18 protein-coding genes are annotated in these 15,755 nt (G+C 34.5%); 14 read left to right on the top strand and 4 right to left on the bottom strand.

Annotation, left to right across the window (positions count from 1 at the left end):
- Positions 1–170: 170 nt before the first annotated feature.
- On the bottom strand, positions 171–2,057 hold the full coding sequence (gene dnaK / locus FF52_RS03015; protein ID WP_008462816.1) for a molecular chaperone DnaK: 1,887 nt from the start codon (positions 2,055–2,057) through the stop codon (positions 171–173).
- Between the two features lie 326 nt (positions 2,058–2,383).
- On the opposite strand from dnaK, the gene FF52_RS03010 reads away from it, so the two are divergent.
- From FF52_RS03010 to FF52_RS03000, 3 genes are all read left to right on the top strand, one after another.
- Positions 2,384–2,845 (top strand): SRPBCC family protein, encoded by a 462-nt coding sequence (locus FF52_RS03010; protein WP_008462815.1) that lies wholly within the window; start codon positions 2,384–2,386, stop codon positions 2,843–2,845.
- A 75-nt stretch (positions 2,846–2,920) separates the two neighbouring features.
- Complete coding sequence (locus FF52_RS03005) at positions 2,921–3,394, top strand: DUF1203 domain-containing protein (protein WP_008462814.1); 474 nt, start codon at positions 2,921–2,923, stop codon at positions 3,392–3,394.
- A gap of 126 nt (positions 3,395–3,520) precedes the next feature.
- On the top strand, positions 3,521–3,958 hold the full coding sequence (locus FF52_RS03000) for an acyl-CoA thioesterase (protein ID WP_008462813.1): 438 nt from the start codon (positions 3,521–3,523) through the stop codon (positions 3,956–3,958).
- 95 nt (positions 3,959–4,053) lie between these two features.
- Here the strand turns inward: FF52_RS03000 and FF52_RS02995 are convergent, their stop codons facing one another.
- The gene (locus FF52_RS02995; RefSeq protein WP_008462812.1) at positions 4,054–4,746 is read right to left on the bottom strand and encodes a hypothetical protein; all 693 of its coding nucleotides are present in this window, start codon (positions 4,744–4,746) and stop codon (positions 4,054–4,056) included.
- Between the two features lie 281 nt (positions 4,747–5,027).
- On the opposite strand from FF52_RS02995, the gene FF52_RS02990 reads away from it, so the two are divergent.
- The 7 genes from FF52_RS02990 (at position 5,028) to FF52_RS23845 (ending at position 10,123) form a co-directional block, all read left to right on the top strand.
- A complete protein-coding gene (locus FF52_RS02990) occupies positions 5,028–6,017 on the top strand; it encodes an alpha/beta fold hydrolase (protein WP_008462811.1) in 990 nt (329 codons plus the stop codon).
- Between the two features lie 125 nt (positions 6,018–6,142).
- The gene (locus tag FF52_RS02985) at positions 6,143–6,532 is read left to right on the top strand and encodes a DUF1398 domain-containing protein (RefSeq protein ID WP_008462809.1); all 390 of its coding nucleotides are present in this window, start codon (positions 6,143–6,145) and stop codon (positions 6,530–6,532) included.
- 14 nt (positions 6,533–6,546) lie between these two features.
- On the top strand, positions 6,547–7,404 hold the full coding sequence (locus FF52_RS02980; RefSeq protein WP_008462808.1) for a ThuA domain-containing protein: 858 nt from the start codon (positions 6,547–6,549) through the stop codon (positions 7,402–7,404).
- A 2-nt stretch (positions 7,405–7,406) separates the two neighbouring features.
- Positions 7,407–8,252, top strand: coding sequence for a sulfurtransferase (locus FF52_RS02975; protein ID WP_008462807.1), 846 nt, complete (start codon positions 7,407–7,409; stop codon positions 8,250–8,252).
- Positions 8,253–8,270: 18 nt separating this feature from the next.
- Positions 8,271–9,512 (top strand): ATP-binding cassette domain-containing protein, encoded by a 1,242-nt coding sequence (locus tag FF52_RS02970; RefSeq protein WP_008462806.1) that lies wholly within the window; start codon positions 8,271–8,273, stop codon positions 9,510–9,512.
- A complete protein-coding gene (locus FF52_RS23850) occupies positions 9,513–9,857 on the top strand; it encodes a hypothetical protein (RefSeq protein ID WP_008462805.1) in 345 nt (114 codons plus the stop codon).
- Positions 9,830–10,123, top strand: a complete 294-nt coding sequence (locus tag FF52_RS23845) for a hypothetical protein (RefSeq protein WP_008462804.1) — start codon at positions 9,830–9,832, stop codon at positions 10,121–10,123. Before FF52_RS23850 ends, FF52_RS23845 begins: the two co-directional genes overlap by 28 nt.
- Positions 10,124–10,292: 169 nt before the next feature.
- On the opposite strand, the gene FF52_RS02960 is transcribed toward FF52_RS23845, so the two are convergent.
- Together FF52_RS02960 and FF52_RS02955 are read right to left on the bottom strand one after the other, a co-directional pair.
- On the bottom strand, positions 10,293–11,336 hold the full coding sequence (locus FF52_RS02960; RefSeq protein ID WP_008462803.1) for an RluA family pseudouridine synthase: 1,044 nt from the start codon (positions 11,334–11,336) through the stop codon (positions 10,293–10,295).
- Positions 11,326–11,946, bottom strand: a complete 621-nt coding sequence (locus FF52_RS02955; protein ID WP_008462802.1) for a PASTA domain-containing protein — start codon at positions 11,944–11,946, stop codon at positions 11,326–11,328. Before FF52_RS02955 ends, FF52_RS02960 begins: the two co-directional genes overlap by 11 nt.
- A 461-nt stretch (positions 11,947–12,407) precedes the next feature.
- On the opposite strand from FF52_RS02955, the gene FF52_RS02950 reads away from it, so the two are divergent.
- The 4 genes from FF52_RS02950 (at position 12,408) to FF52_RS02935 (ending at position 15,506) form a co-directional block, all read left to right on the top strand.
- The gene (locus tag FF52_RS02950; RefSeq protein WP_008462800.1) at positions 12,408–13,379 is read left to right on the top strand and encodes a D-alanine--D-alanine ligase; all 972 of its coding nucleotides are present in this window, start codon (positions 12,408–12,410) and stop codon (positions 13,377–13,379) included.
- 148 nt (positions 13,380–13,527) lie between these two features.
- Positions 13,528–14,220, top strand: coding sequence for a DUF421 domain-containing protein (locus tag FF52_RS02945; RefSeq protein ID WP_008462797.1), 693 nt, complete (start codon positions 13,528–13,530; stop codon positions 14,218–14,220).
- Between the two features lie 141 nt (positions 14,221–14,361).
- Positions 14,362–14,820: a pantetheine-phosphate adenylyltransferase gene (gene coaD / locus FF52_RS02940; RefSeq protein WP_008462795.1), complete on the top strand. Its 459-nt coding sequence runs from the start codon at positions 14,362–14,364 to the stop codon at positions 14,818–14,820.
- Between the two features lie 107 nt (positions 14,821–14,927).
- Positions 14,928–15,506: a PhnA domain-containing protein gene (locus FF52_RS02935; RefSeq protein ID WP_008462794.1), complete on the top strand. Its 579-nt coding sequence runs from the start codon at positions 14,928–14,930 to the stop codon at positions 15,504–15,506.
- The last annotated feature ends 249 nt before the right edge of the window (positions 15,507–15,755 follow it).

The raw sequence follows: 15,755 nt of genomic DNA, 5'->3' as shown, positions 1-15,755 counted from the left end.
ATAAGTCCCACTTTGTCCCCTTTTAAGAGACAGGTACAAATATGGTACAAATATATGATAAAAAACGATTAAAAAACAGCAGAATCGAAAAAGGACTAAAAAGAAAAAGCGCTGTAGACATAATGTTTACAGCGCTTTAGCACTTATTGTTAACTGATGTTAATCAGTACTTATTTGACTTCTTCAAATTCAACGTCTTCAACATTGTCTCCAGATTGCTCTTGTTGTGGAGCAGCTTGTTGACCTGCTTGGTCACCACCTTGAGCGTACATTGCTTCTGTAGCTGTTTTCCAAGCTGCATTTACATTGTCTAATCCTTTTTGGATTGCGTCAAGATCTTGAGATTGGTGAGCCATTCTCAATTCAGTTAAAGCGTATTCAATAGCTGTTTTTTGATCGTCTGTCAATTTATCTCCCAATTCTTTCAATTGACTTTCAGTTTGGAAAATAGTACTATCAGCTTCGTTCAATTTCTCAGCTCTTTCTTTTGCAATTCTATCTGCATCAGCATTAGCTTCAGCATCTTTTTTCATTCTTTCGATTTCTTCAGCTGTTAATCCAGAAGAAGCCTCGATACGGATATCGTGAGATTTTCCTGTTCCTTTATCAGTTGCAGAAACTTTGATAATACCGTTAGCATCGATATCGAAAGTTACTTCGATTTGAGGAACTCCTCTTGGTGCTGGTGGAATACCATCTAAGTGGAAACGACCGATAGTTTTGTTATCAGCTGCCATAGCTCTTTCTCCTTGCAATACGTGGATTTCAACAGATGGTTGAGAATCAGCAGCAGTAGAGAATACTTGAGATTTTTTAGTTGGGATAGTTGTGTTAGCCTCAATTAATTTAGTTAATACACCACCCATAGTTTCGATACCTAAAGAAAGAGGAGTTACATCAAGTAACAATACATCTTTTACATCTCCAGATAAAACTCCACCTTGAATAGCAGCTCCAATAGCCACAACCTCATCAGGGTTAACACCTTTAGAAGCTTTTTTACCAAAGAATTTTTCAACTTCGTCAGCGATTCTAGGCATACGAGTAGAACCTCCTACAAGGATTACTTCGTCGATATCAGATGTAGATAAACCTGCATCTTTTAATGCTTTAGCAACTGGCTCCATAGAACGTTTTACTAATGCATCTGATAATTGCTCAAATTTAGCTCTAGTTAATTTTTTTACTAAGTGTTTTGGTCCAGAAGCAGTAGCTGTTACGTAAGGTAAGTTTACCTCAGTCTCAGCAGAAGAAGATAATTCAATTTTAGCTTTCTCAGCAGCTTCTTTTAAACGCTGTAATGACATTGGATCTAAACGTAAGTCAATACCTTCTTCAGATTTGAATTCGTCAGCTAACCAGTCAATAATAACTTGGTCAAAGTCATCACCACCTAAGTGAGTATCACCGTTTGTAGATAATACTTCAAATACACCGTCTCCTAATTCAAGAACAGAGATATCAAAAGTACCTCCACCTAAATCGTAAACAGCAATTTTTTGATCAGTTCCTTTTTTATCTAATCCGTAAGCAAGTGCAGCAGCAGTTGGCTCGTTGATGATACGCATAACTTTAAGACCAGCGATTTCACCAGCTTCTTTTGTAGCTTGACGCTGAGCATCGTTAAAGTAAGCAGGAACAGTAATAACTGCTTCAGAAACTGTTTGACCTAAATAGTCTTCAGCAGTTTTTTTCATTTTTTGAAGTGTCATTGCAGACAATTCTTGTGGAGTATATAAACGACCGTCAATATCCACACGTGGAGTATTGTTGTCACCTTTTACCACTTTGTAAGGAACTCTTTTTGCTTCACCTTCAGTTTCTGCAAAAGTGTGTCCCATAAAACGTTTAATAGAAGCAATCGTTTTTGTAGGATTCGTTACTGCTTGTCTTTTTGCAGGATCACCTACTTTAATTTCGCCACCTTCAACAAAAGCGATGATAGATGGTGTAGTTCTTTTTCCTTCTGCGTTAGGGATAACAACTGCTTCGTTACCTTCCATTACAGAAACACAAGAGTTCGTCGTACCTAAGTCAATTCCGATTATTTTACCCATTTTTTATATATTTAATTTTTGATTTTATTTTAATAACTCAGGTGGCATAAGTCAATCTTTGTGCCAATATAAAAAACCAAATAAAATTGTCAGTTTTACTGTCGAGACTAAAAAATCGTCTGACAACATGACATTTTTCAAACCTGACAATCATGGCATAAACTATTTTTTCATGCCACTTCTGAAGTCATTATTGAATAGACATCTGTTTTTATAAGAGCTTTGTTGTATGATAAAATGAATACGAATGGGATAATCTTGAAAGTATCTAAAAATAACGTAATTTTATGACTGCGCATTTTTGTTTAATTTAAAACGATCAAAAAATGACTTCAGAAATTCTATCCACAACACCTGATTCAGAAGTGGTGACAACACGAATTCTGAATTTCCCTCAAGAACTTGTTTTCAAGGCATGGAGCGATCCTGAACATTTAAAAAACTGGTGGGGACCAAAAGGCTTTACAAACACTTTTCATGAATTTAATTTTTGCGAAGGCGGCAAATGGAGCTTCATCATGCATGGCCCTGAAGTTGGAAATTATGCCAACGAATGCGAATTTATAAAAATTGACAAACCGAATCTTATTGCTTGGAAACGTCATTCAAAACCGCTTTTTCAAATTCTAACCACATTTGAAACTATTTCTGAAAATGAAACAAAAGTAGTTTTTAAAATGCTTTTTGAAACCGAAGAAGAATGCCAAAAACTGAAACCTTACGTAGTTGATAAAAACGAAGAAAACTTCGACAAACTTGAAGTTGAATTAGCTACAATGACATTATAAATATTTTGATCAAGAAACATAGCAAGATTTGGATTTTTTTGCTTCCTAACAAATATGATTTTTGCTTAAAAAATTATGGAAACAAATTTTAAAATCAAGTCTTTAAATCATACAGAGTTTTTAGGCTACTTTGAATTAACAGATCTAGAACTAGAAAAAATCGGCGCAATCAGAATGGCTGTCGATAAATTTCCGGGATTTCCTTGTAGAGTAAGTCTAGAAGATGCTCAAATTGGCGAAGAAGTAATTCTTTTGCCCTACAGCCATCATAAAACAACCTCACCTTATCAAGCAAGCGGACCAATTTTTATACGAAAAAAAGCCACTACAGCTACATTCGAAACCAACCAAATTCCGCACATGCTGAATCACAGATTACTTTCGTTGCGCGGTTATGACAAAAATGGCATGATGAAAGAAGCGTCTGTGGTTGAAGGAAATACCCTCAAAGAAAGCATTATCAAGACTTTTGAAAACGAAAAAATAGAGTACATCCACATTCATAATGCAAGACCAGGATGCTATAACTGTCTAGTCGAAAGAGCATAATTGAAAGTATTTACAACATGCTGCAAATTCAAAAACAATAAAAAAATATGCATGCATAGTAATTTTATGATATTCGTTTGTTTTTTATTTGTAATTTCGATTTCTCATTAAAATTACAATTATAAAATGGCTTCATTTGTAAAAGAAATATCTTTCCGCTGGTCAGATTTAGACCCAAATTTTCACGTTCGTCATAGTGCTTATTACGATTTTGGCGCACAACATCGTATCGAAATCCTTGAAGAACTGGGATTAACTCTAAAAGTAATGCAGACACAAGGTTTTGGACCTGTTTTATTTAGAGAAGAATGCGTTTTCAGAAAAGAATTAAAACTTTCAGACAAAATATTCATTCATACTAAAACTTCAAAAATGAAAGCCGATGCTTCACGTTGGTCTATCATTCACGAATTTAGAAGAGAAGATGATACGCTTTGCGCAACGATTACAGTAGACGGAGCTTGGATGGATACCAAACTTAGAAAATTGGCTTCTCCAACCCCAGAAATAGCGATTGAAGCTTTGAGTATTTTCCCTAAAAGCGACGATTTTGTTGGATTATAAACCGACGATGTAATAAACTTATAAAAAATCCCAAAGACAATTGCTGACATTGCCTTTGGGATTTTTTTCTCAACAAACTTTTATTTTTAATCTCGTTATTCAAACTTTAATCCGAAGTTTACTCTTTCAAAAGTAGTACTGCAGGAAAAGGCAAATCGTCCGACATTGACAGTTCCGAAAATCCCACCAACTGAATGCCCAGAATAAAATCCTCCAGCAGAAAATCGGCGAACCTGATATTTTAAAGCAATGTCATTTACTCTCGAACTCAATTGTCCAAAAGCAATCACATTTGGGATAATTTCATAACTTCCAAAAACTTTGGGAACGAGTTTTTTATAGTAATCAAAACTCTCATCGGTATCATAATCAATTATTGATGAATGCAAATTTTCTAAATTTCCTCCAATATAGGTATTTTCAGAAAAATGCCATGAGATGCTAAAACCCGTAAAAGTCCCCTCATAACCGCTTCTAGAATCGACATATCCTATGCCAATTGTAGCTCTAAATTTATCGCAAATTTTACCGATATAACCTACATAAGTACGATCGATTTCAGACTTGTCAATTCCAGCACCAAAAATAATATCGTCCTCACACATCGTAAGAGCATACTGAAAATAAGCTGAATATTGATCTTGATTTGCCGCAACAACGCTACGGCCTTTATCAAGGTCTATATTTGCAGAAATTAAGGTTGAGTTTATAACGGCGAAATCAAAAGTATTGAGTTCTTGGGCAAATGTGGGGACTGTTAGCAGGAGCAAAAGTATTGTCTTTTTCATAATACTAATATTTAAGGCTTACAACATTCTGACACTAAATTACATCCATTTTTCCTATTAATAAAAGAAGTCCTTTGAAGTGCTACATTACTCGTCAAAATGCATTATTTTCATAATCATCATCATTTAATCGATAAAATTTCAATAAATCATCGATTATTGACATCAAAAACAACGAAACCATTTTAAAAGCTTTTTTTCTGATAACTTTAAGATTTTGAGCTTTGTTTTAAAACTGGTTCGGTTTAACTTTATAAATCATTAAAAAAATTGCCTCTCAAATGAAAATCCTGAAACTATTATTCATACTCATTCCTTGCTTAAGTTTTGGCCAACAGGGAAATATAAAAGCATTAGATATTAATTTAACGAATTACGAATATCCTTTTCCTGTTCATTTTATTGAACTGAGCAACCAACACCAGTACTTGAAAATGAGCTATATGGATATTATACCAGAAAACTATAATCAAAAAAACATTGTTTTACTGCACGGAAAAAATTTCAATGGTGCCTATTGGGAAACTACAATTAAAGCGTTGACAAAAGAAGGGTATCGTGTGATTGTTCCAGACCAAATTGGTTTTGGAAAATCTACAAAACCAGACCATTTTCAATACACTTTTCAGCAATTGGCCGAAAACACCAAAAGACTTTTAGATCATTTAGGAATTCAAAAAACCACGATTTTAGGTCATTCTATGGGCGGAATGTTGGCAACGCGTTTTGCATTGATGTATCCTGAAACTACAGAAAAACTGGTTTTAGAAAATCCGATTGGTTTAGAAGATTGGAAATTAGTCGTGCCATACCAACCTGTTGATTGGTGGTACGAATCGGAATTAAAACAGAATTACGAAAGCATTAAGCAATACCAAATGGCAAATTATTATGACGGAAAATGGAATGCCAATTATCAAAAATGGGCTGAACTTGGCGCAGGCTGGACAACTGCACCAAATTATGACATTGTGGCTTGGAACTCGGCTCTTTTGTATGATATGATTTTTACACAGCCTGTTTTGTATGAATTTAAAAACATCAAATGCCCAACATTATTGATTATCGGAACGAGAGATAAAACAGCTTTAGGAAAACCGCTGGTTTCTGAAGAAGTGAGAAAAACAATGGGAAATTATGCTGAATTGGGCAAGAAAACTCAAAAAGCAATTCCGAATGCAAAACTGGTGGAGATTCCAAATACGGGACATTTGCCACATATTGAATCTTTTGATTCGTTTATAAAATCATTAATCGTATTTTTGAAATGATATTTTTTTTCCGCCACGAATTTCACGAATTGACACAAATTAATTTTTCGAAATTTTTAAATAAAAAGTTAGTGTAATTTGTGGCGAAATCTAAAATCTAAAATCAACAATCTAAAATTAAAATTATGTTTACAATAGATCAAATAAAAGAAGCACACTCTAAAGTTAAAACTGGTGCAGATTTTCCAAATTACATTCAAGATTTAATAATCCTTGGCGTTAAAGGGTATGACACTTTTGTACACGACGGAAGCGTTGTTTACTACGGATTAAACAATTACACAGCCGCAGCTGAAGAAAAATATCCTGAAATTAAAGTTGCTGACTATCCTAATAAAGAACTTTTTATAGAACATCTGGTAAAGCATCAGCACGGAGAAACCGATTATATGACATTCTGCAATCATTGCGCGCAATGCGGTATTGCGAAATGGCGTGTTGATATTGTGGAAATGACTTGCACTTATTTTGATAAATCGGAACATGAAATTTTAATCGAAAAAATCCCAGTTTAATTATTCCAACATTCATGACTATTTTTAACCAAAACCACCAAACCTTTTTTAAAAGAAGCATTTTAGTTTTTCTTTTAACGTTTTCTCTGTTTGGCTTTTCGCAAAAGAAAAAAGAGAATCCAAAATTTAAAGTCATTGCTTTTTATACCGCAAAAAATGATCAAGCGCATATCAGTTTTGTGCATGAAGCCAATAAATACTTTCCAAAATTAGCAGAAGAGAACCATTTTGAATATGATTCTACCAGCAATTGGGACAATTTAAACGCTAAGTTTTTGGCAAAATATCAGATTGTTTTATTTCTAGACACACGTCCTGAAAAAAAAGAACAACGCGAAGCTTTCCAGAAATACATGGAAAATGGTGGCGGTTTTATCGGATTTCATTTCTCGGCATTTGCATTAAACAATTCAAGTTACAATCAAGATTGGAATTGGTATCACAATACTTTTTTAGGTTCTGGCGAATATGGAAGCAATACTTGGAGACCAACTTCGGCAGTTTTGAGAGTAGAAAATCAGCATCCTGTGACCAAAAATCTACCTAAAACTTTCTCTTCTGCTCCAAACGAATGGTACAGATGGTCTAACGATTTAACCAAAAATCCGGACATCGAGATTTTATTAGCGATAGATGAATCGAGTTTCCCTTTAGGAACTGGTCCAAAAGCGCATGAAATTTGGCACAGCGGTTATTATCCTGTCGTTTGGACCAATAAAAAATACAAAATGCTGTACGTAAACATGGGACATAATGATATCGATTATGAAGGCGGAACAAACAAAACTCTATCGTATACTTTTGAAAACAAAACACAAAGTCAATTAATTTTGAATGCTTTGCTTTGGCTTGGCAATTCTAAGAAAAAATAAAAATGTCTACTACTCTTTCTCCATTAATTACAGCTGAAGAATTAATTGCCAATCCTAAAATCATTCTAATTGATGCTCGAACTGGCGCAAGCACTTTTGAAACTTATCAAAAAGAACATTTAAAAGGTGCACGTTTTGTCGATTTAAATCGTGATTTGGCTGCAGTTCCTGAAAATCCAGCAAATGGCGGAAGACATCCGCTGCCATCTTCACAAGATTTTGCAAAAACTCTCTCTTCATTAGGAATTTCACCTTCAGATCATGTTGTGGTTTATGATGATAAAAATGGATCCAATTTCGCAGCTCGATTCTGGTGGATGATGCGTGCGATTGGGCATGAAAAAATTCAAGTTTTAAACGGTGCTTATCCAGCAGCAATTCAAGCAGGATTTCCGACTAATTCTGGAATTGAGACTTTTGAAAAAACAATATATCCTTCGCAGGAATGGAAATTGCCTTTAGCCGATATTGAAGAAGTCGAAAAAGCCCGAAAAAACGATCAGAACATTGTAATTGATGTTCGTGATAAAAACAGATTTGACGGTCTGGTAGAACCATTGGATTTAATTGCAGGACATATTCCTGGAGCCGTTAATGTTCCGCTAACGGAAAATCTGGATGAAAACGGATTCTTTAAGCCAGCTGATGAATTGGCTGAAAAGTATAAAGCTGTTTTGAAAGATATAAAACCAGAAAACACAATCGTTCACTGCGGTTCTGGCGTTACAGCCTGCCATACGTTATTGGCGATGGATTACGCTGGACTTCCAATTCCGAAATTATACGCTGGTTCTTGGAGCGAATGGTCAAGAAATGACCGCGAAATGGCTTTAAACGAAAACAAATAATACTTTACAAAAAATATAATGCAACACTGGGATATACTTTTATCAAATCAGGTAAATAAAAAAAAATTAATCGAAAATATATTAAATGGCGAAGCAACTGGAGAATTAGCCATTTTTAATAATCAAAAAGGAATATTGTTTTCTGATATTGCGATCGAAAAATTCATCGAAAAAGAATTTCAATATGACAGCGTTGAAGCTTCTCCAGATTCTCACAGACAGCTTCGAACTTTTTCCTCTGGCGAACGTAAAAAAGAGTTTTTAAAATACTGCATCAATCAAAAACCAGATTACATTATTTTTGATAATCCTTTTGATCATTTAGACCAAGCTTCACGAGTAGTTTTAGCCGATTCGTTAAAAGATTTAACAAATGATATTGCGATTATTCAGCTTTTAAACCGTACTGTTGATGTTCTTGAATTTGTGCCCAATAAAGCTCAAATAAAAGACAATACATTCGAATTGCATCCATTTAAAAAAGCCGAAAATCATTTCAAAACATTAAATACAACAGCAATTCCAAAAGCAACAGAAACTCACATTTTTCCCGAAAATGAATTAATCAGATTGGAAAATGTTTCGGTAAGTTATGAAGAAAGAAAAATCCTGAACAACATTTCTTGGACCATCAAACAAGGAGAATTCTGGCAGTTAGTCGGTCCAAATGGATCTGGAAAAAGCACTATTTTATCATTAATTACAGGAGACAATCCAAAAGGTTTTGGGCAGAATTTATTCTTATTTGGAAGAAAAAAAGGAACCGGAGAAAGTGTTTGGGACATCAAAAAACAAATCGGAATTTACGCCACTTCAATGATGGATTTATTTCAAAAAGGACACACACTGGAACAAATGATTCTCTCGGGATTCTTTGACCAAATCGGATTGTATACAGAGCCCACAACACATCAAAAAAACATCGTGACGCAATGGCTTGAGGTGATCGAAATGACACACTTGAGAAAAAAGCGTTTTATAGACCTTTCTATCGGGCAGCAGCGCGTTGCATTAATTGTTCGCGCCGTTTTAAAACATCCGCCTTTATTGATTTTAGATGAACCTGTAGAAGGTTTAGATGACGAAAATGTAGATTTGGTAATTCAGCTTATCAACACCATAAAACAAGAAACCAACGTTTCTATACTATATGTTTCTCACCGAATCGAACAAGGCCTTGCTCCTACTTCTGTTTTCGAACTTTTGCCTTCAGAAACAGGTTCAATCGGAAAAATAAAATATCATTCAGAATTAAATTAAATGAAAACAAAATTTGCAGTATTTCTCCTTTTACAATTCATCTTGATTTCGTGTTCTAGCACTATTTCAACAGTAAAAAAAGAATATACTTTAAACAATTCAAAAGAGCTAAAATCAGATTGGGCGATTAATTCTAAAGAATGGATTCTAAAAAATGATACTCTTACAGGAAAAGGTTCTCTTTCACCGTGGGGCGTTTTAGTTTCAAAAAAACAGCTCCCAGAGAATTATGAAATCGATTTGAAAGCCAATATGACCAACGAATCTTTATTTGAAATTATGCTCAATTTGGATAAAGGAAATACATTAGAACCTATTTGTATCAAATTGATCAAAATATTGTAATTGGTGATGGAGTTTATGTTAAAAAAGACGATTCGTATAGCAAACGAGGCGGAAAAACCTTATTTAGAAAGCCAATGCAATTAGAAAACAATAAATGGTATGCTGTAAAAATTAAAGTCATGAACAACCAATTATCATTTTCTGTCGACGGTAAAACGAGTTTAGAATGTTCTTTAGAAAAAAGCAATCTAAACCAAAAAGGAAAATTAGGCTTTATAACCAACGGAGAAGTCAAAATAACTGATTTAAACATTAGAACACTTTAAAGCATAAGTTTAACCATTAAGATATTAAGTTAATTAAGTACTGCGCTTAATTTTCTTTGCTAAGAAAACATTAAGCTATTAGGCATATCTTAATTAACTTAATAGCTTAATGGTAAAAAAGAAAAAGCTCCTGATGGAGCTTTTTTTAATATATTCTATGTTAAAGAATTTAATTCTCTTCTTCAGTATTATGCGACTTCACATAATTACGCCATTTCTCAATACAATCCTGAAAATCCTGAGGCAATTCTGTATCAAAACGCATTAATTCTCCCGTATTCGGATGAACAAATCCAAGCGTTTTAGCATGCAACGCCTGACGTGGTAAGGCTTTAAAACAATTCTCGATAAACTGTTTGTATTTTGTAAAAGTCGTTCCTTTCAAAATCAAATGACCGCCGTAACGCTCGTCATTAAACAACGGATGACCAATATGCTTCATATGCGCACGAATCTGGTGCGTTCTTCCTGTTTCTAGTCTACAAGAAATAAGAGTTACATAACCAAAACGTTCCAAAACTTTATAATGCGTAATAGCAGGTTTCCCAATTTCTGGATCATCAAAAACCGCCATTTGCATACGGTCTTTCAAATGTCTCGCTAAGTTTCCTTCAATTGTACCGCTATCTGCCACAACATTTCCCCAAACTAGAGCAATATACTCACGTTCGGTAGTTTTAGCTTCGAATTGCTTTGCTAAATGCGTCATAGCAGCCTCTGTTTTTGCCACAACCAAAAGACCAGAAGTATCTTTATCAATTCGGTGAACCAAACCTGGGCGTTCGCTGCTGTTCATTGGCAGATTTTCAAAATGAAATGCCAAAGCGTTTACCAAAGTTCCAGTATAATTCCCGTGACCTGGGTGTACAACCAATCCGGGTGGTTTATTGATAAGCAATAACGCATCATCCTCATAAACAATATCCAACGGAATATCTTCTGGATCTACCCTATTTTCAAACGGAGGATGTGACAACATTACCGTTATCACATCAAAAGGTTTTACTTTGTAATTTGATTTTACCGGAATATCATTCACAAAAATATTACCGTTAGTTGCCGCATTCTGAATTTTATTTCGTGTGGCATTCGGAATCAAATACATTAAATATTTGTCAATACGTAAAAACGCTTGACCTTTTGGGACTTCAAATCTGTAGTGCTCAAATAATTCGTCTTCCAGATCTAAATTTTCTTCAATATTATTGTTCATCACTTGGGGTTTCTGCAGGCACCGCAGTACTATCTGTTGCCTGACTTTCATCTACATAACTTGCTTTTCCATCTCCTAAAACTAAATCAATTTTAGAAGCTTTAAGCACTCTATCTCCAACTTTTAAGTTTCTTCCTTTTAAACGCATTTCCAATACCATATCTTTTCCAAGATTCGGAATATACGTAATCGTTCCCGGCTCAAGACCTAACGCTTTTAAGGTTGGCACAGCCTCACGATATGTTTTTTCGATTAAATCTGGAATTTTCACAGAAGAAAAACCAGAAGCATTAATCTTGATATAAATTTTTCTACCCACTTTTACCATTGTTCCAGGAAGCGGATCTTGCTCAACAACACTATATTTTGGGTATTCACTTCTGTAATCAACGCTATCCAATAAAACATAGTCCAAATCCAGTTCATCCAATTTCTCTTCTACTTGTTCCTCAGTCAATTTAGACAAATTCGGCACCGCAATTTCGTGTCCGTGATCTGTTGTAAAAGTTAACCAATGCATAAATAAATAACCAATAACAGCGATTATAGCTGCGGCCGCAAGCAATTGCAAGAAAAAAACTCGGCTTGTTAAATACTGACGTAAACTCATAAATTTATTTTTAATAGCGACAAAGATAAAGTATTTCGTTTCAAAAAAAATGATAATTTTGTTTAAAACAAGAAAGTCCCGAGATTGTCATCCTGAGCGAAGTCGAAGGATAATTTTTTAGGAGCTAATCCCGCTTTCGCCTATATCTTTTTGTCTGCAGAAAAAGCAGCCAAAAAGGATACCGGCTCTATCGGGGCTAGGGCACTCGGTTTCATAAAAACGATCTTTAACAGAAATTAGTACAGTTTTATTCTCGAAAGAACTATAAATATAAAGTTTGTCTTCCTAAGCAAAGCCGAAGGATTTACACAAAGTAAATAGACAATCTTTGTAGAGCTACTTGCGAAGATTTCTCCTCCGTCGAAATGACAATATTGAGGAAAAATCTTTTTAATTAGTGCAATCAGTGGCAAAAAACTTGAAACATTAAACTTGAAACAATTAAAAAATAAAAACATACAATGAAAAACATTGCCATCATCATGGGCGGCTATTCCAGCGAATACAAAATATCTTTAATTAGCGGAAATGTCGTGTATCAATATCTTGACAAAACAAAATACAACGGATTCCGCATTCACATTTTCAAAGAAAAATGGGTTTATGTAGACGAAAATGAAGCCGAATTTCCAATTGATAAAAATGATTTTTCAGTTACAGTAAACGGTCAGAAAATCACTTTTGACTGTGTTTTCAACGCTATTCACGGAACTCCAGGAGAAGACGGATTAATGCAGGCGTATTTCGAATTAATCGGAATGCCACAATCTTCTTGCGATTATTACCAATCGGCTTTAACATTTAACAAAAGAGATTTATTATCTGTTTTAAAACCATACGGAATCAAAACAGCAATTTCTTATTATCTGAATAAAGGAGACGAAATCAATACAGCAGAAATCGTTAAAAAAGTAGGATTGCCATGTTTCGTAAAACCAAACAAAGCAGGTTCTAGTTTCGGAATCTCAAAAGTAAAAACAGAAGCTGAATTGCCAATCGCGATTGAAGTAGCATATAAAGAAGATAACGAAATCATCATTGAAAGTTTCCTTGACGGAACTGAAGTTTCTGTAGGAGTTATCAATTACAAAGGCGAAATTATCGTTTTACCAATTACAGAAATTGTATCAGACAATGATTTCTTTGACTACGAAGCCAAATATGAAGGGAAATCGCAAGAAATTACGCCAGCTAGAATCTCTGACGAATTGACTAAAAAAGTCTCAGAAACTGCGAAACGTGCATACGAAGTTTTAAAAATGAGAGGTTTTTCAAGAAGCGAATTCATTATTGTAAACGGCGAACCACACATGCTTGAAATGAACACCATTCCAGGTTTAACAACAGAAAGTTTGATTCCGCAACAAGCAAAAGCAGCCGGAATTTCTCTAGAAGACTTATTTACAAATGCAATTGAGTTAGCTCTTTCTTAAATATGCTAAGATACTAAGGTTCTGAGATTCTAAGATTTTTCAGAACCTTATTTTTTTAATACAATTGCCAGAATAAGCAATCTCGAAGTTTCGGCAAAAAATCCTTCACAAGAAAAGTTAGTATCATAGTAACTTAGAACCTAAAAAAATGAAAGAAATCTTTGAATGGAATAGATTATTTTACAACAATCTCCCAGAAATCTTTATTCTGGAAGTGATATTCCGTTCAACGGTAATGTTTACGATTTTACTCCTTACTTTAAAGTTAGCTGGAAAAAGAGGCGTTAAACAATTATCTGTATTTGAAACCGTAATAATTATTGCATTAGGTTCGGCAGCGGGAGATCCAATGTTCTATGAAGATGTCGGAATCATTCCGGCAGCAATGGTATTTTCAGTTATTATAATTTTATATCGATCTGTTACTTGGCTTACTGGAAAAAGCAAAAAATTTGAAGAATTCATAGAAGGAAAAACCGAATGCTTAATCAATGACGGAAAGTTTTCCTTATCAAGTTTTAAAAAAGAAAGTCTGGCACAAGACGAATTTTTCTCTGAACTTCGTGTAAAATCTATTGAGCATTTAGGACAAGTAAAACATGCCTTTATCGAACCAAGTGGAGAAATAAGCGTGTTTTTTTATCCAGACGATGAGGTAAAATACGGACTACCTATTTTGCCATCGCTGTTCAATGAAAAAAATAAAAACATCACAAAAGATGGAATTCACGCTTGCACCTTCTGCGGACACACTCAAAAGCTGACAAAAGGAACTGCAAACTGTGAAATCTGCCATAAAGATGAATGGGTGACAGCAGTAAATACAAAAAGAATCACTTAGAATAAATTTTAAAAATTCCAAATAGTAAATTCCAAATAGTAAATTCCAAATAGTAAATTTCAAATTCCAATAAAAGAATTTAAGATTAAGTATAATAACTCAGTAACGTAGCATCTCAGAACCTTAGCACCTTAAAATAAAATGCGAAAAGCCATATTCCCAGGATCATTTGACCCAATAACATTAGGACACGAAGACATTATCAAAAGAGGAATTCCTTTATTTGACGAAATTGTAATTGCCATTGGTGTCAATGCCGAAAAAAAATACATGTTTTCATTAGAAGAAAGAAAACGCTTTATAGAAGAAACTTTCAAAGACGAGCCAAAAGTTACGGTTATCACTTACGAAGGCTTAACAATTGATTTAGCAAAAAAAGAAAAAGCCAATTTCATTCTAAGAGGTCTTCGCAACCCAGCCGATTTCGAGTTTGAAAAAGCGATTGCGCATACTAATAGAAAACTTTCGAAAATAGAAACTGTTTTCTTGCTGACAGCTGCAAGTACCTCATTTATCAGTTCGAGCATTGTACGCGATGTATTGCGTCATGGAGGCGAATATGAGATGCTGGTTCCAGATGCGGTTAGGGTTAAGAAGTAAAACAATAAACAATAAACAATAAACAATAAACAATAAACAATAAACCTGAAACTTGCCAGCGAAGCAAATTATAAGTAATTTCGCATTTTTAAAACAAACACCAAACAATGAGTATCGAGAGAGAATTAAGCAAACGAAGCGGATCAAAATGTGAACTTTGCGGAAATGAAGAAAATTTAAAAGTTTATCAGGTTCTTCCAACTAAAAAAGGAGGTCTTGATGAAGCAATATTAGCCTGCAACACCTGTATTGACCAAATAGAAAATCCAGACAATGTCGATTTAAACCACTGGAGATGCCTTAACGACAGTATGTGGAACGAAAATATTCCTGTTCAAGTTGTAGCTTGGAGAATGCTTAGCCGTATGCGCGCTGCAGGATGGCCACAAGAATTGCTGGACATGATGTACCTAGACGACGAAACGCTAGAATGGGCAAAAGCAACAGGAGAAGGCGAAGATGAAGAAAATAAATTAGTTCACAAAGATAGTAATGGAGTGATTTTACAGCACGGAGATTCTGTAGTTTTAATCAAAGATCTAAAAGTAAAAGGATCAAGCATGGTTGCCAAACAAGGCACTGCTGTGAGAAACATTCGTTTAGATCACGAAAATGCTGAATATATTGAAGGAAAAGTTGATGGTCAGCAGATTGTGATTATTACACAGTATGTGAAAAAGATATAAAAAGTTGCTAAGATTCTAAGATTTTAGTTTAACCGCAAAGCACACAAAGGAAAAACGCAAAGTTCGCAAAGTTTTATACACAAAGCTTTGCGAACTTTGCGCTTTTTAAGCCTCATAAATAAAAAAACTTGCTTCCGATAGCTATCGGGATTGCGGTAAAACTATACATAAAGTATATAAAAACCTGAAACATAAAAAAAGCCCGTTCATAAAACAGAACAGGCTCCTTAATATTTATTTCTTGTAGAA

Source organism: Flavobacterium sp. F52 (genome assembly GCF_000278705.1).
Lineage (GTDB): Bacteria > Bacteroidota > Bacteroidia > Flavobacteriales > Flavobacteriaceae > Flavobacterium > Flavobacterium anhuiense.
Note: the sequence above shows the minus strand (reverse complement) of the source record. Positions and strands in the feature narration are given on the sequence as shown.

Excerpts from the sequence above, each read along its gene's own strand:
- dnaK (WP_008462816.1), bottom strand. The coding sequence starts at position 2,057 with ATGGGTAAAATAATCGGAATTGACTTAGGTACGACGAACTCTTGTGTT.
- FF52_RS03010 (WP_008462815.1), top strand. The coding sequence starts at position 2,384 with ATGACTTCAGAAATTCTATCCACAACACCTGATTCAGAAGTGGTGACA.
- FF52_RS03005 (WP_008462814.1), top strand. The coding sequence starts at position 2,921 with ATGGAAACAAATTTTAAAATCAAGTCTTTAAATCATACAGAGTTTTTA.
- FF52_RS03000 (WP_008462813.1), top strand. The coding sequence starts at position 3,521 with ATGGCTTCATTTGTAAAAGAAATATCTTTCCGCTGGTCAGATTTAGAC.
- FF52_RS02995 (WP_008462812.1), bottom strand. The coding sequence starts at position 4,746 with ATGAAAAAGACAATACTTTTGCTCCTGCTAACAGTCCCCACATTTGCC.
- FF52_RS02990 (WP_008462811.1), top strand. The coding sequence starts at position 5,028 with ATGAAAATCCTGAAACTATTATTCATACTCATTCCTTGCTTAAGTTTT.
- FF52_RS02985 (WP_008462809.1), top strand. The coding sequence starts at position 6,143 with ATGTTTACAATAGATCAAATAAAAGAAGCACACTCTAAAGTTAAAACT.
- FF52_RS02980 (WP_008462808.1), top strand. The coding sequence starts at position 6,547 with ATGACTATTTTTAACCAAAACCACCAAACCTTTTTTAAAAGAAGCATT.
- FF52_RS02975 (WP_008462807.1), top strand. The coding sequence starts at position 7,407 with ATGTCTACTACTCTTTCTCCATTAATTACAGCTGAAGAATTAATTGCC.
- FF52_RS02970 (WP_008462806.1), top strand. The coding sequence starts at position 8,271 with ATGCAACACTGGGATATACTTTTATCAAATCAGGTAAATAAAAAAAAA.
- FF52_RS23850 (WP_008462805.1), top strand. The coding sequence starts at position 9,513 with ATGAAAACAAAATTTGCAGTATTTCTCCTTTTACAATTCATCTTGATT.
- FF52_RS02960 (WP_008462803.1), bottom strand. The coding sequence starts at position 11,336 with ATGAACAATAATATTGAAGAAAATTTAGATCTGGAAGACGAATTATTT.
- FF52_RS02955 (WP_008462802.1), bottom strand. The coding sequence starts at position 11,946 with ATGAGTTTACGTCAGTATTTAACAAGCCGAGTTTTTTTCTTGCAATTG.
- FF52_RS02950 (WP_008462800.1), top strand. The coding sequence starts at position 12,408 with ATGAAAAACATTGCCATCATCATGGGCGGCTATTCCAGCGAATACAAA.
- FF52_RS02945 (WP_008462797.1), top strand. The coding sequence starts at position 13,528 with ATGAAAGAAATCTTTGAATGGAATAGATTATTTTACAACAATCTCCCA.
- coaD (WP_008462795.1), top strand. The coding sequence starts at position 14,362 with ATGCGAAAAGCCATATTCCCAGGATCATTTGACCCAATAACATTAGGA.
- FF52_RS02935 (WP_008462794.1), top strand. The coding sequence starts at position 14,928 with ATGAGTATCGAGAGAGAATTAAGCAAACGAAGCGGATCAAAATGTGAA.